23 protein-coding genes are annotated in these 19,040 nt (G+C 40.2%); 19 read left to right on the top strand and 4 right to left on the bottom strand.

The annotated features are described in order from the left end of the window. Nucleotides 1-46: 46 nt before the first annotated feature. Together BFJ97_RS02260 and BFJ97_RS02255 are read left to right on the top strand one after the other, a co-directional pair. Nucleotides 47-1,231 carry an acetyl-CoA C-acetyltransferase gene (locus tag BFJ97_RS02260; protein WP_068983021.1) on the top strand — a complete coding sequence of 395 codons (1,185 nt, stop codon included), beginning with the start codon at nucleotides 47-49 and terminating at the stop codon, nucleotides 1,229-1,231. Nucleotides 1,232-1,256: 25 nt separating this feature from the next. Next, nucleotides 1,257-1,523, top strand: a complete 267-nt coding sequence (locus tag BFJ97_RS02255) for a YqkE family protein (protein ID WP_068983020.1) — start codon at nucleotides 1,257-1,259, stop codon at nucleotides 1,521-1,523. A 391-nt stretch (nucleotides 1,524-1,914) separates the two neighbouring features. Here BFJ97_RS02255 and BFJ97_RS02250 read toward each other — a convergent pair whose 3' ends face one another. Both BFJ97_RS02250 and BFJ97_RS02245 read right to left on the bottom strand, forming a co-directional pair. Beyond that, entirely contained in the window at nucleotides 1,915-2,385 is a 471-nt protein-coding gene (locus BFJ97_RS02250) for a VanZ family protein (protein ID WP_068983019.1), read from the bottom strand. After that, nucleotides 2,382-3,281 carry an aldo/keto reductase gene (locus tag BFJ97_RS02245; protein WP_068983018.1) on the bottom strand — a complete coding sequence of 300 codons (900 nt, stop codon included), beginning with the start codon at nucleotides 3,279-3,281 and terminating at the stop codon, nucleotides 2,382-2,384. Before BFJ97_RS02245 ends, BFJ97_RS02250 begins: the two co-directional genes overlap by 4 nt. Nucleotides 3,282-3,357: 76 nt before the next feature. On the opposite strand from BFJ97_RS02245, the gene BFJ97_RS02240 reads away from it, so the two are divergent. The 8 genes from BFJ97_RS02240 (at nucleotide 3,358) to BFJ97_RS24490 (ending at nucleotide 9,389) form a co-directional block, all read left to right on the top strand. Beyond that, a complete protein-coding gene (locus tag BFJ97_RS02240) occupies nucleotides 3,358-3,894 on the top strand; it encodes an NUDIX domain-containing protein (protein ID WP_068983017.1) in 537 nt (178 codons plus the stop codon). 73 nt (nucleotides 3,895-3,967) lie between these two features. After that, nucleotides 3,968-4,480, top strand: a complete 513-nt coding sequence (locus BFJ97_RS02235; RefSeq protein ID WP_068983016.1) for a hypothetical protein — start codon at nucleotides 3,968-3,970, stop codon at nucleotides 4,478-4,480. A 123-nt stretch (nucleotides 4,481-4,603) separates the two neighbouring features. After that, nucleotides 4,604-5,068 carry a ferric iron uptake transcriptional regulator gene (gene fur, locus BFJ97_RS02230; protein WP_004232171.1) on the top strand — a complete coding sequence of 155 codons (465 nt, stop codon included), beginning with the start codon at nucleotides 4,604-4,606 and terminating at the stop codon, nucleotides 5,066-5,068. Nucleotides 5,069-5,422: 354 nt separating this feature from the next. Next, nucleotides 5,423-6,325 carry a site-specific tyrosine recombinase XerD gene (gene xerD / locus BFJ97_RS02225; RefSeq protein WP_068983015.1) on the top strand — a complete coding sequence of 301 codons (903 nt, stop codon included), beginning with the start codon at nucleotides 5,423-5,425 and terminating at the stop codon, nucleotides 6,323-6,325. Nucleotides 6,326-6,413: 88 nt separating this feature from the next. Further along, on the top strand, nucleotides 6,414-7,595 hold the full coding sequence (gene deoB, locus BFJ97_RS02220; RefSeq protein WP_068983014.1) for a phosphopentomutase: 1,182 nt from the start codon (nucleotides 6,414-6,416) through the stop codon (nucleotides 7,593-7,595). Nucleotides 7,596-7,610: 15 nt separating this feature from the next. Then, nucleotides 7,611-8,861, top strand: a complete 1,251-nt coding sequence (locus BFJ97_RS02215; RefSeq protein WP_068983013.1) for a thymidine phosphorylase — start codon at nucleotides 7,611-7,613, stop codon at nucleotides 8,859-8,861. A gap of 157 nt (nucleotides 8,862-9,018) precedes the next feature. Further along, complete coding sequence (locus BFJ97_RS24495) at nucleotides 9,019-9,249, top strand: hypothetical protein (RefSeq protein ID WP_175401644.1); 231 nt, start codon at nucleotides 9,019-9,021, stop codon at nucleotides 9,247-9,249. Then, entirely contained in the window at nucleotides 9,246-9,389 is a 144-nt protein-coding gene (locus BFJ97_RS24490; RefSeq protein WP_175401643.1) for a hypothetical protein, read from the top strand. Before BFJ97_RS24495 ends, BFJ97_RS24490 begins: the two co-directional genes overlap by 4 nt. On the opposite strand, the gene BFJ97_RS24485 is transcribed toward BFJ97_RS24490, so the two are convergent. Further along, a complete protein-coding gene (locus tag BFJ97_RS24485; RefSeq protein ID WP_175401655.1) occupies nucleotides 9,386-9,871 on the bottom strand; it encodes a hypothetical protein in 486 nt (161 codons plus the stop codon). The two genes, BFJ97_RS24490 and BFJ97_RS24485, sit on opposite strands and share 4 nt — an antisense overlap. Before the next feature lie 227 nt (nucleotides 9,872-10,098). On the opposite strand from BFJ97_RS24485, the gene spoIIAA reads away from it, so the two are divergent. The 6 genes from spoIIAA (at nucleotide 10,099) to BFJ97_RS02175 (ending at nucleotide 15,251) form a co-directional block, all read left to right on the top strand. Then, nucleotides 10,099-10,452, top strand: coding sequence for an anti-sigma F factor antagonist (gene spoIIAA / locus BFJ97_RS02200; RefSeq protein WP_068983010.1), 354 nt, complete (start codon nucleotides 10,099-10,101; stop codon nucleotides 10,450-10,452). Then, nucleotides 10,445-10,885, top strand: a complete 441-nt coding sequence (gene spoIIAB, locus BFJ97_RS02195; protein ID WP_068983009.1) for an anti-sigma F factor — start codon at nucleotides 10,445-10,447, stop codon at nucleotides 10,883-10,885. The genes spoIIAA and spoIIAB overlap by 8 nt, the downstream gene beginning before the upstream one ends. 58 nt (nucleotides 10,886-10,943) lie before the next feature. Further along, nucleotides 10,944-11,687, top strand: a complete 744-nt coding sequence (sigF, locus tag BFJ97_RS02190) for an RNA polymerase sporulation sigma factor SigF (protein ID WP_263297388.1) — start codon at nucleotides 10,944-10,946, stop codon at nucleotides 11,685-11,687. A gap of 15 nt (nucleotides 11,688-11,702) precedes the next feature. Further along, entirely contained in the window at nucleotides 11,703-13,145 is a 1,443-nt protein-coding gene (locus BFJ97_RS02185; RefSeq protein ID WP_068983007.1) for a spore germination protein, read from the top strand. Between the two features lie 212 nt (nucleotides 13,146-13,357). Further along, complete coding sequence (gene lysA, locus BFJ97_RS02180) at nucleotides 13,358-14,677, top strand: diaminopimelate decarboxylase (RefSeq protein ID WP_068983006.1); 1,320 nt, start codon at nucleotides 13,358-13,360, stop codon at nucleotides 14,675-14,677. A 199-nt stretch (nucleotides 14,678-14,876) separates the two neighbouring features. Further along, nucleotides 14,877-15,251, top strand: a complete 375-nt coding sequence (locus BFJ97_RS02175; RefSeq protein WP_068983005.1) for a GNAT family N-acetyltransferase — start codon at nucleotides 14,877-14,879, stop codon at nucleotides 15,249-15,251. Here the strand turns inward: BFJ97_RS02175 and BFJ97_RS02170 are convergent. Next, nucleotides 15,245-15,751: a DUF309 domain-containing protein gene (locus tag BFJ97_RS02170; RefSeq protein WP_068983004.1), complete on the bottom strand. Its 507-nt coding sequence runs from the start codon at nucleotides 15,749-15,751 to the stop codon at nucleotides 15,245-15,247. The two genes, BFJ97_RS02175 and BFJ97_RS02170, sit on opposite strands and share 7 nt — an antisense overlap. 55 nt (nucleotides 15,752-15,806) lie before the next feature. Here BFJ97_RS02170 and BFJ97_RS02165 point away from each other — a divergent pair, with 55 nt between their 5' ends. The 3 genes from BFJ97_RS02165 (at nucleotide 15,807) to BFJ97_RS02155 (ending at nucleotide 18,542) form a co-directional block, all read left to right on the top strand. Continuing rightward, nucleotides 15,807-16,586 carry a segregation/condensation protein A gene (locus tag BFJ97_RS02165; protein WP_068983003.1) on the top strand — a complete coding sequence of 260 codons (780 nt, stop codon included), beginning with the start codon at nucleotides 15,807-15,809 and terminating at the stop codon, nucleotides 16,584-16,586. Next, complete coding sequence (gene scpB / locus BFJ97_RS02160) at nucleotides 16,558-17,151, top strand: SMC-Scp complex subunit ScpB (RefSeq protein ID WP_068983002.1); 594 nt, start codon at nucleotides 16,558-16,560, stop codon at nucleotides 17,149-17,151. The genes BFJ97_RS02165 and scpB overlap by 29 nt, the downstream gene beginning before the upstream one ends. Nucleotides 17,152-17,474: 323 nt before the next feature. Next, nucleotides 17,475-18,542: a D-alanyl-D-alanine carboxypeptidase family protein gene (locus BFJ97_RS02155; RefSeq protein WP_083226884.1), complete on the top strand. Its 1,068-nt coding sequence runs from the start codon at nucleotides 17,475-17,477 to the stop codon at nucleotides 18,540-18,542. The last annotated feature ends 498 nt before the right edge of the window (nucleotides 18,543-19,040 follow it).

Genomic DNA, 19,040 nt, shown 5'->3' with positions numbered 1-19,040 from the left:
TATGCATGCAGTGTTGATTTTGAACGGGGAAAAGGGGAGAAATGTGATGTCAAAAGAGGTTGTAATAGTGAGTGCTGTACGTACAGCTATTGGTTCATTCCAAGGAACATTAAAAGACGTAGCAGCGACAAAATTAGGGAGCATTGTTATTAAAGAAGCATTAGCACGTGCTGGCGTAGCAGGTGAACAAGTCGACGAGGTCATTATGGGGAATGTCTTATCGGCTGGACTTGGTCAAAACCCAGCTCGTCAAGCAGCAATTGCAGCAGGCTTACCACATCAAGTATCAGCATTAACAATTAACAAAGTTTGTGGCTCAGGACTAAAAGCAGTTCACTTAGCGACACAGGCTATTTTAGCAGGCGATGCGGATATTATCGTTGCAGGTGGCTTTGAAAATATGAGCCAAGCACCGTATGTATTAAAAAATGCACGAGAAGGCTTCCGCATGGGGGATCAAAAAGTAGTTGATACGATGATTCATGACGGATTATGGTGTGCATTTAATGATTACCATATGGGTATTACAGCAGAAAATTTATGTGATGCCTATGAAATTTCACGAGAAGAACAAGACGCTTTTGCAGCACGTTCACAACAGCGTGCGGAAGCGGCAATTGCAGCAGGGAAGTTTAATGATGAGATTGTAGCTGTGGAAATTCCACAGCGCAAGGGAGATCCTATTGTTTTCAAACAAGATGAGTTCCCGCGTAATGGGGTTACTGGAGAGTCTCTATCTAAACTACGACCTGCCTTTAAAAAGGAAGGCACTGTAACAGCGGCAAATGCTTCAGGTATTAACGATGGTGCAGCGGCTGTAGTGGTGATGTCGAAAGAAAAAGCGGTAGAGTTAGGCATTCAACCAATGGCGCAAATTACAGCAAATGCAAGTGCAGGGGTTGATCCAGCTATTATGGGAACTGGTCCAGTAACGGCAGTAAAAAAGGCATTGGCAAAGGCTGATGTGACGTTAGATAATATAGATTTAGTTGAAGCGAATGAAGCATTTGCAGCTCAATCTATTGCTGTGGATCGCGAACTAGGCTTTAATCATGATAAACTAAATGTCAACGGGGGAGCAATTGCTCTTGGTCACCCAATTGGTGCAAGTGGTGCGCGCATTTTAGTCACGCTTTTACATGAAATGGAAAAGCGTGATGCGAAAACAGGTCTCGCAACATTATGTATCGGTGGTGGGCAAGGCGTAGCAACAGTTGTCAAACGCCCGTGAAGTCGATAAGAAGGTGAATTACAAAATGGGAAAGAAACGAAAACAGCAGCAACATGCAAATGATGGCATGAAAGCCAGCTTACCAAAGCAGGAGGCCGTTACATTAGCGGATCAGCTTGGCGGTGACGTGCTTGCCAAACTAAAAGCTGCAAAACAAGATTTAACAGCGAAAGAACAGGCCGCTGAGGAAGAGCGTCAAGCAAAGCTAGCATTTGAACGCAAACAACGTGAAAAAAACAAATCGTTTGAAGAACTACTCAACGAATACGGCGATAAAGGCTCAAAATTTTAAAGAAAACAGTGAATCCAAATTTTGCGGATTCACTGTTTTTTATGTTTTATCGGAAAGATTTCGAGATTTATCGGAACAATTTTATGTTTTATCGGAAAGATTCTGAGATTTATCGGAAAGATTCTTGTTTTTATCGGAATAATACTCAATTTCACCGACATTATTCAGAACTCCCTTAATAATGGTAGGTGAAATTTGTATACCAGAATTAACGATCTTAAGTACTTTTTTTGAAGCGTTGGAGTTAGGGATAAATTTTCTAATTGTAAATTTTTAAGTACACGATTAAATTCAGGAGAGTTTAATTGGATTTGTTTCATTTTAAATTGCTCCCTTCTCTTACTTTTTATTATAAGCTGTAGTAACAACTCTTTCATAACAAAGGGTATTTTTAGCGTGCCCTTTGTCTTTTGAAAATTTTCTTCACCAACACTACAATCCCTACAAAAACAATCGCTCCAGCTGTATCCAAAATAACATCCTGTCCACTCATCATACGTCCTGGTGTAAAGCTTTGACGAAACTCATCTAGTATGGCAATAAAGGCTGTTCCCGCAATAGCGACACCTGCGGCGAACCGACGTTTTCCCCATGCAAAGTAAATACCAAGTGCGATACAACCGAATCCAACAAAATGCGTTAATTTTCGAATTAAAAATTCTACAAATTTAAAGTAACCGCGCTCTTCAACAGAAACAACTGTGTCCCAATAAGGTATTTTTAAAACAGATAATTGCTTCTCGAAAGGTTTATTTGCCAATGCGTCTTCTAATTCTGGAAGTATACTTTGTTGTTCATAGGTCATGCTAGAGGAAATAGCAAGTATTACTAAAAATGCAATTAAGACCAGCCATTTCTTCATCGGTGATCTGTATACTGTTCTGTTTTTGTTCGTTCATTTACTGCTGTAAAATCTGTTATTGAGTCTATTTTTTCATAGGCAGCGAGTGTTTGTGCAAGTTGTTCTTGTGAGCTTGCACCTATTACCGTTGAGGCTATAGTAGGCTCCTTTAAATTAAAGGCGATTGCTAGTGCATGTAAATCGTCGTAATGTGAAGCTAAGTTTGTTAATGCTGTTGTTAATTCGTCCGCTGTATATGTGTTAAAGCTATTTACACGCTGTAAACGTTCTTTCCAGCTATTAGTTAGTAAACCCTTTGCAACGGTACCACGTGTTACAATGGAAGCCCCCTCACTTGCAATAAAGTCGAGCCATTCCTCAGGACGACGATCTAAAGCACTATATTGCATCATGACACTTTTGGCAGAACTTGCTGGTAAAAAACGCTTTAGTACATTTGGGCGAATAGAGGAAATGCCATATTCGCGGATCAATCCATCCTTTTTTAAACCTTCAAATGTGTCGATAATTCCATCCCAGTCGTCCTCAATAGTGCCACCATGTAACTGATAAACATCAATATAATCAGTACCTAGTCGTTTCAAGCTAGCATGTAGAGCTTCCTTTAGATAAGCCGGGGATGCATCCCAATGCCATCCTTCTTTTCCTTCTGTCCATCGGTTACCAACTTTCGTAGCTACGATCACATCCTGACGGCGCTTCCCTAAAATAGTGCCAATTATCTCTTCGTTAGTGCCAAAGTCATATAAATCGGCTGTGTCGATATAATTAATGCCAGCATCTAAAGCCATATCGACAATATCAGCAGCCTTTTTCTTATCTGTCGAAAGAGACATGCCCCCTAAACTAATTTCTGAAATAAACAATTCACTTGAGCCAAGCTGTCTTTTTTTCATGCGAATGACCTCCTTCGATTTCTCTACTTGTAATGGTACAATGAACATATCTGAAGAACAAGCGAGGTTATAGTCAATGAAAAAGTTTGAGGAAAAAACGACAAAGACTACACCCATTTATGACGGGAAAATTGTGAAACTACAGATTGATGATGTCACATTACCGAATGGTCATGTTGCAAAAAGAGAAATTATTAAGCATCCGGGTGCAGTAGCGGTTATTGCTGTTACTGATGCAGGGAAATTAGTGTTAGTGGAGCAATATCGTAAAGCTTTAGAACGTTCCATTATTGAAATTCCAGCTGGAAAGCTTGAACCTGGTGAGGAACCGATTGTTACAGCACGACGTGAATTAGAGGAAGAAACAGGTTACGGTGCTCAGAGCTTTACCTTTTTACAAGCATTTGCAACGTCACCAGGTTTCGCAGATGAAATCATTCATCTATTTGTGGCAAAAGAATTATATAAAATTGAAAACAAAGCAGATTTAGATGAAGATGAATTTGTCGATTTATTAGAAGTTTCGTTGGAAGAGGCGGGGCAAATGGTTGCAGATGAGCGTATATTTGACGCAAAGACAGCATTTGCAGTACTTTGGCTTGCGACACAATAAGAAAATAAACTTTAGCATAATAGAAGAGGACGAGCATAAGCTGTACAAACCTTGATAGAAAAGGAGCATGTTTATGTCTCGTACGGTGTCTATATTTTATCACGCTTCCATTATTGCAGTAAGTTTCGTTTGTGGCGTTATCTTCTTTCATATTATTGGTGGGCCGAATGCAGAGCCTTTTATTTTATTTATAGAGCCTCGTTTAGCAGAAGGGGACAGGCATTCTATATTTCGTTTAGTATTACCTGTTGCTGTTTCAATAGTTCTTGTGCTATTGCTTGCAACACATAGTGTTTTGAAGGTATTTGTCCGTGTAACCGTAGCGATGCGTGCGACTTTTTTTGGCTTTAGCTCGGTTTTTTTATTACAAAAACTTGAAGCCTTTTGGGTTTATACGATTTGGTGGTTTCCATTTCAGCTCATCTATTGTATATTGTTGCTAGTCCTATGCAATTTACTTGTACCAGCTTGGTCAAAGCGAAAAATCGGAAAAAATGTACATGGTCGGACAATATTGTTGAATTTTATCGCATTTTTCATCATAATAGTGGCTGAGTTTATTGTTATTTCTTATGTATTAAAATGATAGAGATTTTTCGCGTAAATTACATCAGGTAAAAACATACAAAAGCTTATTTGAAATCTATACACTATCTTGTAATAGGATTTACTCCTTTGGTATAATGGAAAGAGTTTAGGGGGGCGTCACATGGAAAGCCGAATTGATCGTATAAAAAAACAGTTGCATAGTGCTAGTTATAAGCTGACGCCGCAGCGAGAAGCAACAGTTGCTGTACTGCTTGAGCACGAAGAGGATCACCTTAGTGCAGAAGATGTTTACCTTTTAGTGAAAGAAAAGGCACCAGAGATTGGTCTAGCTACTGTCTATAGAACGTTAGAGTTACTAACTGAGCTCAAAATTGTCGACAAAATCAACTTTGGCGATGGCGTATCGCGCTATGATTTACGCCAAGAGGGAGCTGCGCATTTCCACCATCATCTAGTTTGTATTGAATGTGGTGCGGTTGATGAAATTCAAGAAGATTTACTTGAAGATGTGGAAGCCGTTGTGGAAAAACGTTGGAACTTTATCATAAAGGATCACCGACTAACTTTCCACGGCATTTGCTGGCGCTGTCATGATAAAAACGACGAATCGAATGAAGAAAAATAACGAGAAGCTGTCTGTTTTAATCTTAAGTTTTAGATTGAATCAGGCGGTTTTTTGTTTTGTTTGAATAACAAATTATTTCGTTCTACAATATTTCAATTCTACTGAAAGGCTGAAGCGACGGATAGAATCAACGAAGCGACGGATAGAACCGTCGAATCAATGGTTAGAACACCATAAAGAGAAGGGCATTCACTAAGCTTCATATTGGATCTCACCCAAACATTTGATATAGCAACTATACACGATCGTTTGTAGAGTATTTTAATCATCTTCAATCAGAATAAGAGGGTGATTTAGCACAATTCTATTAGCCGTGATAAAATAGAGAATAATTGACAGTAAGGGGGCGCTAAGATGAATGAATTTCAATATGCAATAGAGGATTATATCCATTTTATCCAGGTAGAACGGCAGTTATCTGATAATACATTAGCATCCTATCGCCGAGACTTAGAGAATTATGTGAATTTTTTGCGGGAAGCGGAAGGTATGTCGGATTTTCGTAATGTGGAGAGAATGACCATTTTACGTCATTTAGAACAGTTGCGTATGCAAGGAAAGACAAGTCGTACTGTTGCTCGCCATATCTCCTCTATTCGTAGTTTTCATCAATTTTTACTGCGAGAAAAGCGAGCAGAAACAGATCCGACAGTCCATTTAGAAATGCCAACCATCGAGCAAAAGCTCCCAAATATCCTCTCTATTGAAGAAATTGAAGCTTTATTAGCGGCACCAAATCGCAGCAAACCACAGGGCGTCCGGGACGTGGCCATGTTAGAGTTATTATATGGTTCAGGGATGCGCATTAGTGAGTTGATTGCTTTGGATTTAGCTGATATTCACCTAACGATGGGCTTTGTCCGTGTTTTTGGTAAGGGTGGCAAGGAGCGTATCATTCCACTTGGAAAAAGCGCCCTGTCCGCATTAAGCACATATTTAGATGGTGCACGGAGTCAATTACAAGGAAAATACCCAAAAATAGATGCGTTTTTCATTAATCAAAGAGGAAAACGTTTAACAAGGCAAGGTTGTTGGAAATTAATGAAGGAGCACGCTTTAAAGGCAGGCATCCAACATGAGTTAACGCCGCATACATTACGTCATTCCTTTGCAACACATTTAGTGGAAAATGGTGCTGATTTACGAGCAGTGCAAGAGATGCTTGGACATGCAGATATTTCCACAACGCAAATTTATACTCATATTAGTAAATCACGACTATCAGAGGTATATAAGCAGTTCCATCCACGCGCTTAAGAGAGGGATTTGCGTTAGTCGGAGGTCTGACCTTTATTTTTCGCTGTTTTTTGGTAAAATAAAGACAAGAGATTAGGAGGCAACAATTATGAATAAACCATTTAAGAAAATCCATGTAGTAGTATTGGACTCAGTTGGAATTGGTGAAGCTCCAGACGCAGCAAACTTTGGAGATGTGGGTTCACATACTCTTGGACATATCGCAGAAAAAATGAATGGGCTTACAATGCCACATATGGAGTCTTTCGGCTTAGCGAACATTGAACCGTTACAAGGTCTGCAAGCTACTGACAAACCAAAAGCATTTTACGGAAAAATGCAAGAAGCATCTGTTGGTAAAGATACTATGACAGGGCATTGGGAAATCATGGGGTTAAATATTGATAAACCGTTTAAGGTATATCCTGAAGGATTCCCTGCAGAGCTTATTGTAGAGCTTGAAAAACGTACAGGCCGTAAAGTGCTATGCAATAAACCTGCAAGTGGGACACAAGTGATCGAGGACTTCGGCAAGGAGCATATGGAGACAGGGGCAATTATTGTCTATACATCTGCTGATCCTGTTTTGCAAATTGCTGCACATGAGGAAATTATTCCGTTAGAGGAACTGTATAAAATTTGTGAAATTGCTCGTGAGCTAACATTGCAACCAGAATATTTAGTTGGCCGTGTGATTGCTCGTCCATTCATCGGTACGCCAGGAAACTTCACACGTACATCTAATCGTCATGACTATGCGTTAAAACCATTTGGCCGTACAACGATGAATGTCCTAAAGGATGCAGGCTTAGATGTTATAGCAATCGGGAAAATTTCTGATATTTTCAACGGTGAAGGTGTCACAGATGCAGTACGTACGAAAAATAATATGGACGGTATGGATAAGTTTGCAGAGGTAGTGCGTCGTGATTTCCATGGTATGAGCTTCTTAAACTTAGTGGACTTTGATGCAAATTTTGGCCATCGACGTGATCCGCTAGGTTATGGTAATGCATTACAAGAATTTGACGCTCGTTTACCAGAAATTACTGAGGCATTGTCAGAAGATGATTTACTAATCATTACGGCAGACCATGGTAATGATCCAACATTCCCTGGGACAGATCATACACGTGAATATGTACCGTTAATTGTTTATTCACCACGCTTTAATGATGGTAGTGAGCTAGCACTTCGTGAAACTTTTGCAGATATTGCAGCGACAGTTGCTGAAAACTTCCAAGTAGAAACACCAGCATTCGGTAAAAGTTTCTTAGGGGATTTAAAATAAGGGGGATCTATCGATATGAATATGGCACAGCTGTTTGAAAAGAAGAAGCAGGGCAAAGCGCTATCACAGGCTGAAATTCAGTATTTCGTAGAAGGCTACACTACGGGTTCAATTCCTGATTATCAAGCGAGCTCCCTGTTAATGGCAATTCGCTTATTAGGCATGACAGATGATGAAATATTCTATTTAACGAAAGCAATGATAGAATCTGGTGATGTTATTGATTTAACATCTATTGAAGGGTTTAAAATTGATAAACACTCGACAGGTGGTGTAGGCGATAAAGTCACACTAATTGTCACGCCAATAATTGCTGCGCTAGATATTCCAGTAGCAAAATTTAGTGGCAAGGGTCTAGGCATTACAGGTGGTACAATCGATAAATTAGAGTCGATTCGTGGCTTTAAAACGGAGCTTTCATCACAGGAATTTATCGACAATGTCAATAAACATAAAATTGCAGTTGCTGGTCAAACAGGTAATCTTGTACCAGCTGACAAAAAATTGTATGCATTACGAGATGTGACGGGTACTGTCGATTCAATTCCATTAATTGCCGCGTCCATCATGAGTAAGAAAATAGCAAGTGGTGCAGACGGTATTGTGCTTGATGTTAAATGTGGCTCTGGTGCATTTATGAAAACAGAAGAAGAAGCGCAAGTTTTAGCTGATACGATGACGGCAATTGGTGAAAAGCTAGGGCGTAAAGTAGTCGCGCATATTAGTGATATGGATAATCCATTAGGTAAAATGATTGGTAATAAGCTTGAAGTAGTAGAAGCATATGCTTTACTAAGCGGACGTATGGATGAAACACATGTGGATCTGCTTGAGGAATGTATTATTATTTCTTCGCTTATGTACCAGGTTGCAGCAGGAGTAAATGAGGCCGAAGCAACAGCAGCTGTGAAACGAGTATTAGAGGATGGTTCAGCAGCTGCAAAATTTGATGAATTTATCGTAGCACAGGGTGGCGATTTAGCGGATCTTGTACAAAAAGATACAGCAAACAAAGTAGCTGTCAAAGCGTCTTCTGAAGGCACTGTCGAGACGATTAATGCACTATTAATCGGAGAAGCAAGCGTTAGTCTTGGTGCAGGTCGATTAACAAAGGAATCTGAACTTGATTATGATGCAGGTATTCACTTGATCGCCAAAAAAGGCGACCGTGTTCGTGCTGACGAGCCGATTGCTTATTTATATTCAAATCGTCAAATTGATGAGGAAACAATCGAAAAAGTACAGCAAGCTTTTACAATTATATAAACAATATGAAGCGAGGACTCTCTTTAACAAAGGGGTTCTCGCTTTTTTTTTGTTCTAAAAAGCGGAAGTTGAAGCGGTGGAAAGGAGGTTTTTGTGGCGGAGAGGGAAAGACAGAGCGACGGGAAGAAAAGTCGAAGCTGCGGAAGGAAGAGCCAGAGTGCCGGAAAGTAGAGTTAGAGCGACGGAAAGTAGAGCTGGAGCGACGGAAAGAAGAGCTAGAGCGACGGAAGGGAAGGCTCCAGCGACGGAAAGAAGAGTCGAAGCGACGGAAGGAAAAGCTAAAGTGACGGAAAGAAGGCAGAGCGGCGGAAGGGAAGACTCCAGCGACGGAAAGAAGAGTCGAAGCGACGGAAGGAAGGCAAAGCGACGGAAGGAAGAGTCGAAGTGACGGAAGGAAAAGCTAAAGCGACGGAAAGAAGAGTCGAAGTGATGGAAGGAAAAGCTAAAGCGACGGAAGGAAGGCAGAGCGACGGAAAGAAGAGTCTAAGCGACGGAAGGAAGAGTCGAAGTGACGGAAGGAAAAGCTAAAGCGACGGAAAGAAGAGCCGAAGCGACGGATAGAGCAGCCAAAGTCGTGGATAGAACCGCCAAAGCGACGGATAGAACCGCCAAAATCGTGGATAGAACAGCCAAAATCGTGGATAGAACCGCCAAAGTGACGGAAGGAAGCCAAAGTGACAGAAAGAAGAGCCAGAGCGACGGAAAGAAGAGCCAAAATCGTGGATAGAACCGGCCAAACGACGGAAGGTAGATTCAAAGCGACGGAAAGAAACCAGAGCGACGGAAGGAAGAGTCGAAGCGACGGAAAGAAGAGCCCGAGCGAAGGAAGGAAAAGCTAAAACGACGGATAGAGCAGCCAAAATCGTGAATAGAACGACGAAACGACGGATAGAGCAGCCAAAATCGTGAATAGAACCGACAAAACGACGGAAAAAAGCCGAAGCATCGGATTGAATCACCAAATAGACGGATAGACTTCGTAATAAGAAAAGAGTTCTTTGCGCAAGCACAAAGCCTCTGAACGCAATTATGCCTCGGCATAATTGATCATCATAATAATTCTTGTGAAAAATGGCCGTCACGTTTAAAAAATGTTGATTTATCCCATACTGCACTTAACCTAAAAAGCTATAAGTATGTCGATTTGACACTATTTCGGAAGACTTTGCACTAGTTCTGTCAGCTGCAAGGATTCACCACATTGAATGTGGAATTGCACGAGGAGGAGGCGATGTTCATGCATTTTCAATTAGAAATGGTAACAAGAGAGACAGTGGTTATACGTTTATTTGGGGAGCTCGATCATCATGCAGTAGAGCAAATTCGAGCTAAAATATCTGCAGCAATTTTTCAGGGCGCTGTAACGACCATTATTTGGAACTTAGAGGGGCTTTCCTTTATGGATAGTTCAGGTGTAGGTTTAGTGCTTGGTCGAATGCGCGAGTTAGAGGCGGTCGCTGGACGAACAGTTTTATTGAATCCATCGCCGACAAATCGAAAAGTATTTCAATTTTCAGGTTTAGGGCCGTGGATGATGGATGCAACAGAAGAAGAAGCAATTGAGCGAGTTAGGGGGATTGTAAATGGATAACGAAATGACATTAACTTTTTTAGCACTTAGTGAAAATGAAGCATTGGCGCGTGTAGCTGTGACAGGCTTTATCGCACAATTAGATCCAACTATTGATGAGCTGTCCGAATTTAAAACGGTTGTCTCAGAGGCTGTTTCTAATGCCATAATTCACGGTTATGAAGAGGATGGTAAAGGCGTTGTTACAGTTCATGCAAAACGTGAGGATGATATTGTAACCGTGTCTGTTTTGGATAAAGGTATTGGCATTGAGGATGTAAGTCAAGCTATGGAGCCGTTATATACGACGAAAAGTGCGATGGAACGTTCAGGTATGGGCTTTACAATTATGGATAGTTTTTCAGATCAGTTGACAGTAATGTCCAAGTGGCAAGAAGGTACAACTGTCACGTTTACGAAGAAATTTTACTCGGTTCGAACAGCGGTAATGTGAGGTTGCGATTGTGAAGCCGCTAGAACAGTCGTCCGATAAGCTATTGTCACAGGAAGAAATGCGAGATTTAATTGCACGTGCACAGCAGGGCGATCATGAGGCTCGTAAACGAATGATTGAGGGGAATACGAGGCTTGTGTGGTCTATCGTCCAACGCTTTACAAGTAGAGGTGTGGAGCTTGAGGATTTATTCCAAATTGGCTGCATAGGACTCATGAAGTCTGTGGATAAATTCGATCTAACGTATGATGTAAAGTTTTCGACATATGCTGTACCAATGATCATCGGTGAAATTCAGCGCTTTCTAAGGGATGATGGTATGGTGAAAGTTAGCAGATCTATTCGTGAACTTAATTTTAAAATTCGTCATGCAACTGATGAATTCATTAAAAAAAATGAGCACCCGCCAACCATTCATGAATTGGCACAGGTTCTTGGTGTCACAACTGAGGAAATTGTAACAGCTTCAGATGCATTGAGAGATCCTGCTTCCTTGCATGAGCAATTGTATGAAAGTGAAGGCGATTCTATTACATTAATGGATCAGATGAAGGATGAAAAATCCGAGCAGCCATTTGACTATATTCCACTAAAAGAGGTGCTCACAAGACTTGAGCCTAGAGAGCAATCAATTATTTATTTACGATATTTCTCAGATTGTACCCAAACTGAAATTGCTAATAGGCTCGGTATATCACAAGTTCAGGTATCACGATTAGAGAAAAAAATTCTAGCTCAATTGAAAAGTTGGATGGCCACAAGTGCCACAGTTGAACAGGAAGAAGTAAAAAAAGACATTTAAGAAAATGGTGACAGCATGACAAATAAACTATTTAACAGCTTAGAAGAAGCCGAAAGTTTTCTTAAAGAACAATTTGGTGACGGTGAATCATTTGACGTTAATATTAAGCATCTATTTGTCAAAGATTTGCCGGTTCTTTGTGTATATATAAGCGGACTTGTAGACGGAGTAGTGTTAACGCAATTACTCTCTAATATGTTGCCTGATGAGGACATTGATGTTGAGGATGAAAAGGAGTATTTTGAAGCCTATTTCAATTTCCAAGGCCGATCAGAGGAAACGGAACGCAAAACCTTTTTAGTAGATACATTAAGTGGACAAGTAACCTTTGTAACTAAAAGTGGTTATGCCTATGTTGCTGATATTCGAAATTATCCAGGGCGTTCACCTGAGGAGCCTGACAATGAAAAGGTTATTCGTGGTTCTAGGGACGGCTTTATTGAAGGTATTTCACAAAATGTTGGTTTGGTTCGTCGGCGAATTCGTAATAGTAATTTACGTTTCGAGCTACATAAAGTATCCGAAATCGGTCAAACCGATGTCGCACTTGCGTATATAAAGGGTATTGCGAATGATGAAATGCTCGATAAATTGCGACAGCGCCTTGGACAAATTCACCATGATGGCTTGACAATGGCTGATAAATCACTAGAGGAATGGCTGTTTAAACAAAAGTTCCATCCAGTGCCTTTTGTCCGTTATACGGAACGACCGGATATTACCGCAGCGCATTTACTAGAGGGCCATGTAGCCATTATGGTTGATACGTCACCTTCCGTCATTATTGTGCCTGCAACTATTTTTCATTTACTGCAACACGCTGAGGAGTATAGACAGGCACCGACAGTTGGAACCTTTGTCCGTTTTATGCGCTATATTGGAGTAGTTGTTGGTTTATTATTATTGCCTTTATGGTATTTATTTGCAACGCATGGGACATATTTACCGGATGCGTTATCCTTTTTAGGTGAAAAGGAAAAATCGCATATCCCAATTTTGCTGCAAATACTGATTGGAGATATAGGGATAGAATTTTTGAGGATGGCCGCCATTCATACCCCATCACCTTTATCGACTGCGATGGGGTTGGTTGCAGGTATAGTTATTGGTCAGATTGCAATTGATGTTGGGGTATTCTCTCCAGAGGTAGTGTTATATACAGCTATTTCAGCTATTCTGACATTTATTATTCCGTCTTATGAGCTAGGTATCTCCGTTAAATTCTTTAGACTAGGGTTATTAGTAATGACTGGTATTTGGGGAGTTAATGGGTTATTTATCGGGATCTTTATCTTATTTACGTATTTATGTTCATTGCGTCCGATGCAAGCGCCGTATTTGTGGCCGCTTATTCCGTTCTTTCCGAATGCGATGCTTCGTGTACTTATCCGTTTCCCAATGACAGTAGATGCATTAAGACCTTATGTAGTCGATTCCAAACAGCGAAAAAGATCATAAGAGCCGTTGCACTCGTTTTTTTCATGTGATAAAGTTCATCTATAGTATTTTGTGATTTTTGTAAAAATTATTTTTATTCAACAAAATACGACACGTTATTGAATGAAGTAATCCCTCTAAATAAGGATAGTAGCCTAAGATTGCTACATTCATTCTAAAATTGAGGTGCAATTGATCACAAGATGGAACGATGTGAAAAGGGAGAGATGCACATGCATTTATATGGAACACAAGCGATTTCTGAAGATGGTCATTTAACAATTGGACAGGTAGATACACTAGAGCTTGCAAAAGAGTATGGTACACCTTTATTTGTGTATGATACAGCACTTATTCGAAAGCGTGCACGAAGCTTTATTGATACGTTTAAAAAACTAGGTGTAAAAGCAGAAGTAGCTTATGCTTCAAAAGCATTTGCATGTGTAGCTGTGTACCAATTAGCGGCAGAAGAAAATCTATCTTTAGATGTTGTCTCTGGAGGGGAATTATTTACAGCTTTAAAAGCTGGATTCCCTGCAGAGCGCATTCATTTCCATGGCAATAATAAAAGCATTGCTGAATTAGAATTAGCTTTTGACTCGAAAATTGGTTGTATTGTCGTGGATAACTTCTATGAAATTCAGCTTTTACAAGAGATTTCAGAGCGCCGTCAACAAAAAATGCGTATTTTACTACGTGTCACACCAGGAGTTGAGGCACATACACATGATTTTATTACGACAGGTCAAGCAGATTCTAAATTTGGCTTTGACTTAAATAATGGTCAAGCAGATGAGGCTTTCCAACAAACTTTTAACCATGAATACCTAGAGTTTCTAGGACTACACTGCCATATCGGTTCTCAAATTTTTGACACAGCTGGCTTTGGCTTAGCAGGGGAAAAATTAATCGATAAAATTTCTGATTGGAACAAGTCTCACGATTTTACATGTACTGTGTTAAACTTAGGAGGGGGCTTCGGAATTCGTTATACTGAGGAAGATGCACCGCTTGAGCCGCAAGTATATGTAGAGGATATGATTACGGTTGTAAAGAACAAAGCGACTGTACTTGGTCTAACTATGCCGGAAATTTGGATTGAGCCAGGACGATCACTTGTAGGCGATGCAGGAACTTCACTGTATACAATTGGTTCGCAAAAAACAGTACCTAATGTTCGTAAATATATTGCTGTCGATGGTGGCATGAGTGATAATATTCGTCCAGCATTATATGATGCGAAGTATGAGGCGGTCATTGCAAGTAAAGCGAATGAATTAAAAAATGAAACATATACAGTGGCTGGTAAGCTTTGTGAATCGGGCGATAAATTAATTATCGATGCTAAGCTTCAGGAAGCAACTTCTGGTGATGTGCTAGCAATCTTCTGTACTGGTGCTTACGGATATTCTATGGCGAGTAACTACAACCGTGTTCCACGCCCAGCAGTTGTGTTTGTAGAAAATGGCAAGCATCAATTAGCAATTCGACGCGAAAGTTATGAAGATATTGTACAAAACGATCTCCCGCTAACGTTAAAAAAGGGTGAGTAAATTTGAGAAAAAACAAATGGGTATTATTGGCGTCCATTTCAACTTTTATTTTGTTGTGGGGCGTTGTCTATTGGGTGTTGGCGTCTAAGGGTATTCTCGGACCTGGTTCGTAAGACAGAAATTGACTTGCGATACAAGTACAAATCGTGTAGGATAGTCAAAGATTATGTACAGCTAGAAAAAGAGGGAATAGACAAATATGTTAATTCGATATAAAAAAGCTTTCGAGAAAATAGCAATGGGGCTACTCTCGTTTATGCCTAACGAAAAAGACATAAAAAAGCTCAAAGAGACAATCCACTCCTATGAAAATGATGATAATTGGGTCTTATATTTATGGAAAAAGAACGATGAGTATATTGGCATTGTTGGACTTGTAACAGACAGTAATAATGTAGCTACGATTCAACACGTTTCCGTTGTCCCTTCATATAGAGGTGAGGGTGTTGCGAAGGAAATGCTACAGGAAGTGGCAGAACTTGGTCAGTACGACTGTATGCGTGCAACAGAGGAAACACGTAAATTTGTTCAAAAATGTATAAATTGTATCGATGAAGAAGCAGACGATCATTGACGTCTGCTTTTTCTTTGTTTGCTTTCTTGTCGCTCTGCAAGAATATGTGAGCGGTCTCGAAGCATATGTTTATGAAGAAGATAGTTGTCACTACTTAATGGTAAAAGCTGTATACGCGCTAACGCTAATTCCTCCAATATGGGCGAAAGTGGAAGCTGAAATGCTTGGAAGGACTTGCCCATTTGGATAGCAGAAAGTGCGTCTGATAGTTGTATTAGTAGTTTATCGTAGTCGATTTCGTCAAAAAAAATATGCCCCATATTATGTTGAAAATTATTGAGTGCTTTTTCTAATATTCGTGCAGCGCCTATATAATTGTCACGTCGCCAATGATATAGACCTGTTGCGAGCTGTACGTAACCAACGAGAGGGTGCTTTTTATCACCTGGAGCAATATCTTTCCAGAATTCCTCAAGTACTTCATGGCATTCAAAAAAATCTTGATGACCATTGAAATATGCGCAGTAGTCTATAAATAAAGTATGATGCTGTGGATGCATTTTGGACTCCTTTCCACTATACTAAAAGAACATAGAATCTCAGGGTGGTAAAACAATGTCTTATGAAGTAAAATTAGAAGCCTTTTCAGGGCCTCTTGATTTATTATTGCATTTAATTCACAGATTGGAAATTGATATTTATGATATCCCAATGGCTGAAATTACTCAACAATATATCGACCATTTACATGCTATGCAGGTACTGGAGTTAAATGAGGCTAGTGAATATTTAGTGATGGCTGCAACATTATTGGCTATTAAAAGTCGTATGCTCTTGCCGATTCATGAAGGTGAGCTTGAAGATGCCGAATTAGAAGTCGACGGTCCAGACCCTCGTGAAGAACTGGTGCAACGTTTAATAGAGTATAAGAAGTATAAAGAAGCGGCGAGTAGCCTGCAAGAGCTTGAAACAGATCGGGCACAGGTATTTACAAGGCCGCCAGCAGATTTATCAGAGTTAGCATCAGATGTGCAAATGGCGTTATTTGATTTGAACGTCAACATCTATGATATGCTTGGGGCCTTTCAAAAACTGATGCGTCGAAAAAAATTAAAAAAACCACTAAAAACAACTGTAGCGAGACAGGAACGCTCAGTGAAGGATCAAATGCGTTCAGTGGTCGATTCATTACGGTCTACAGGTGGACGTGCATCATTTTTCGAGCTTTTTCCCTATGAAGATAAGCCAACGCTTATTCTGACGTTTTTATCCCTTCTTGAACTGATGAAACGTCAGGTCGTCATCGTAGAGCAAAATGGTAACTTTGAAGAATTAACGGTTACTTTACAGAAGGAGGAATGGGATGATGACGAAAACAATAATGCTACAGAGTAAAATAGAAGCTTTATTATTTGTTGTAGGAGACGATGGCTTAACTATTAAACAATTATCGCAGCTTTTAGGCGAAGCGGAAGAAATTGTAGTACATGCAATGGAAGCGTTACGTACAACATATGAAGAAGATTTAGCTAGAGGCGTTACAGTGAAAGAAATAGCTGGAGTTTATCAGCTAATCACAAAATCAGAACTTGCAGATACGATTCAAAGATTAGTAGAAAATCCAACGGTTCAATCATTATCTCAAGCCTCACTCGAAGTACTTGCGATTGTGGCATACAAACAACCAATTACACGTGTAGCAATTGAAGATTTGCGTGGTGTGAAATGTGAAAGACCAATACAAACGCTCGCTTCTAGAGGGTTAATTAAGGAAGTTGGTCGCTCGGAAGGGACAGGACGTGCAATCTTATATGGTACTACAAAAGAATTCTTAAACTACTTTGGTTTAAATAGTATAGAAGAAATGCCGGCTTTACCTGAAGATGAGCTAGTTGAAACAGAGCAAGAAACCGACTTATTTATGACGAAATTCCAAGAAACTTTTAGTGGAGTAAAATAAATGAGCAAGGCACGAATTAACTTCTTTCAGCGGGTGAGCCGCTGTAAGAAGTTAAAGCCTCCGGCGGATGTCACGGAATCGGAAAGGATTTTACAAAGGATGTTAGCCTAAAATCATCGCATCCATGCGATAACGGCTAACTGACCTGCATCGGTAAAAACGCCACGTCCTGTGGCATTACCGAAATGACCGACATCGTGTCGGCCCTTATGCAGGCCTAAGCACAAAGCCAATTCCGGACGCAATTATGCCGAGGTATAATGCTTTGCTTTAAACATAAATATAATCTAGATTTCCAATTACTTTTAATAAGGAGTGGCTCGTTGCTTCGGTTAGTACGTTTAATATTGTTCATGATAGTTGTGGTAATGTTAATGCTTCCGCAAACCAGTTTCGCACGAGGGGGGAGTGGATATGCTGTCTTAGATGGTGATACGGGTCGTGTTTTATTAGCGTCAAATAGTGATGCACGGTTACCAATTGCTAGCTTAACAAAAATTTGGACAGCGCTCGTTGCTATCGAAAATAGCAATCTTCAAGATGAAGTGGTTATTTCTCCGAGGGCTGCAATGGCTGAGGGTTCGTCAATTTATTTGCAGGCAGGTGAAACAGTTACGGTGGAAACACTGTTATATGGGTTGATGCTACGCTCAGGAAATGACGCAGCAACAGCGTTAGCAGAACATGCCGGGGGATCAGTAGAAGGGTTTGTAAAGTTAATGAATGAGCGAGCCGTTGTTGCAGGTCTCACAAATACAGTATTTATGAACCCATCTGGCTTGCACCATGATGAGCATTTATCGTCTGCGAGAGATACTGCTGAGATGCTAAGAATAGCTCTGCAAAATGAAACGTTCAAGAAAATTGCCTCAACAGTTTTATTTCGTGCCAATACTGAAAACGGGATGTTATGGGAAAATAAGCACCGATTATTACGAGAAGGGTCAGGGGTTGCTAGTGACATAGACGAGAGACAACAACCTGTCAGTGCATTAAAATCAGCAAAAGGCTCAGCATTTGCCGGAAAAACAGGCTTTACAAAGGTCGCTGGTCGGACCCTCGCAACCGCCTTCCAAAAAGACGGGCAAACCTGTATTGTTGTCACCTTGAATGAATCAGATGACTGGAATGTACATCGGGGATTAGCCAACAAGGTGTGGGAAGAGTATAGTCTTGAAACAGTAGTGAAAAAAGGTAAATATAATGTGAACAAAAAACTTGCAATACGTTTAGAGCAGCCAATTCGTTTGCAGTTAACTAATGAGGAAAAGGCTAAAGTAAGGCAAGTATTACATGTTTCTAGGAAACGTCAGGAAGCTGTATTATCCATTTTTATCGGTGATCAGCGTATTTATGCAACGCCAGTAACTGTTGAATCAGCGGATCGTTAAAAGCGATGCGCTGATTTTTTTCTTTTCATTCAGCAATTTTTTTGTGGCGAAAGTTTCAGTCAATGGTGGGATACTAACTGGAATTATGGAACTCAGTCTAAGCACAACACGACCTGCGACTAATTATCGTGCTCAACAACAATACATCAGTCGGGTTTTATTAAAATTTTCATAAATGAAAGCGATTTGCTATTGGACGAACAGAGTATACTAGAAATAAATGAGGGTTTTGAATATAGTGAGACTTTAATCCGTGTATCCCAACCTGTTTCTTGCCTGTTAAAGTGGATAAATTGAAAGAAGTTAAAGCCTCCGGCGGATGTCACAGAATCGGCTTTGTGCAAGCACAAAGCCGATTCTGGACGCAATTATGCCGAGGCATAATTGATTAATGCACAAAAGTATGACATAATTTTCACAGATTAGCGGGAAAAATAACCTTATTCCTAATAAATGAATAGGGTTTAAATTTTGGTGTTTAAACCAAGGTGAATGAAA

Source organism: Lysinibacillus xylanilyticus, from assembly GCF_001708185.1.
GTDB classification, from domain to species: domain Bacteria; phylum Bacillota; class Bacilli; order Bacillales_A; family Planococcaceae; genus Lysinibacillus; species Lysinibacillus xylanilyticus_A.
The sequence above is the reverse complement of the archived record's forward strand: the minus strand, read 5'-3'. Positions and strand labels throughout refer to the sequence as shown.

What these genes read in the sequence shown, in the direction of transcription:
- BFJ97_RS02260 (WP_068983021.1), top strand. Translation starts at nt 47, where the DNA reads ATGTCAAAAGAGGTTGTAATAGTGAGTGCTGTACGTACAGCTATTGGT.
- BFJ97_RS02255 (WP_068983020.1), top strand. Translation starts at nt 1,257, where the DNA reads ATGGGAAAGAAACGAAAACAGCAGCAACATGCAAATGATGGCATGAAA.
- BFJ97_RS02250 (WP_068983019.1), bottom strand. Translation starts at nt 2,385, where the DNA reads ATGAAGAAATGGCTGGTCTTAATTGCATTTTTAGTAATACTTGCTATT.
- BFJ97_RS02245 (WP_068983018.1), bottom strand. Translation starts at nt 3,281, where the DNA reads ATGAAAAAAAGACAGCTTGGCTCAAGTGAATTGTTTATTTCAGAAATT.
- BFJ97_RS02240 (WP_068983017.1), top strand. Translation starts at nt 3,358, where the DNA reads ATGAAAAAGTTTGAGGAAAAAACGACAAAGACTACACCCATTTATGAC.
- BFJ97_RS02235 (WP_068983016.1), top strand. Translation starts at nt 3,968, where the DNA reads ATGTCTCGTACGGTGTCTATATTTTATCACGCTTCCATTATTGCAGTA.
- fur (WP_004232171.1), top strand. Translation starts at nt 4,604, where the DNA reads ATGGAAAGCCGAATTGATCGTATAAAAAAACAGTTGCATAGTGCTAGT.
- xerD (WP_068983015.1), top strand. Translation starts at nt 5,423, where the DNA reads ATGAATGAATTTCAATATGCAATAGAGGATTATATCCATTTTATCCAG.
- deoB (WP_068983014.1), top strand. Translation starts at nt 6,414, where the DNA reads ATGAATAAACCATTTAAGAAAATCCATGTAGTAGTATTGGACTCAGTT.
- BFJ97_RS02215 (WP_068983013.1), top strand. Translation starts at nt 7,611, where the DNA reads ATGAATATGGCACAGCTGTTTGAAAAGAAGAAGCAGGGCAAAGCGCTA.
- spoIIAA (WP_068983010.1), top strand. Translation starts at nt 10,099, where the DNA reads ATGCATTTTCAATTAGAAATGGTAACAAGAGAGACAGTGGTTATACGT.
- spoIIAB (WP_068983009.1), top strand. Translation starts at nt 10,445, where the DNA reads ATGGATAACGAAATGACATTAACTTTTTTAGCACTTAGTGAAAATGAA.
- sigF (WP_263297388.1), top strand. Translation starts at nt 10,944, where the DNA reads ATGCGAGATTTAATTGCACGTGCACAGCAGGGCGATCATGAGGCTCGT.
- BFJ97_RS02185 (WP_068983007.1), top strand. Translation starts at nt 11,703, where the DNA reads ATGACAAATAAACTATTTAACAGCTTAGAAGAAGCCGAAAGTTTTCTT.
- lysA (WP_068983006.1), top strand. Translation starts at nt 13,358, where the DNA reads ATGCATTTATATGGAACACAAGCGATTTCTGAAGATGGTCATTTAACA.
- BFJ97_RS02175 (WP_068983005.1), top strand. Translation starts at nt 14,877, where the DNA reads ATGTTAATTCGATATAAAAAAGCTTTCGAGAAAATAGCAATGGGGCTA.
- BFJ97_RS02170 (WP_068983004.1), bottom strand. Translation starts at nt 15,751, where the DNA reads ATGCATCCACAGCATCATACTTTATTTATAGACTACTGCGCATATTTC.
- BFJ97_RS02165 (WP_068983003.1), top strand. Translation starts at nt 15,807, where the DNA reads ATGTCTTATGAAGTAAAATTAGAAGCCTTTTCAGGGCCTCTTGATTTA.
- scpB (WP_068983002.1), top strand. Translation starts at nt 16,558, where the DNA reads ATGACGAAAACAATAATGCTACAGAGTAAAATAGAAGCTTTATTATTT.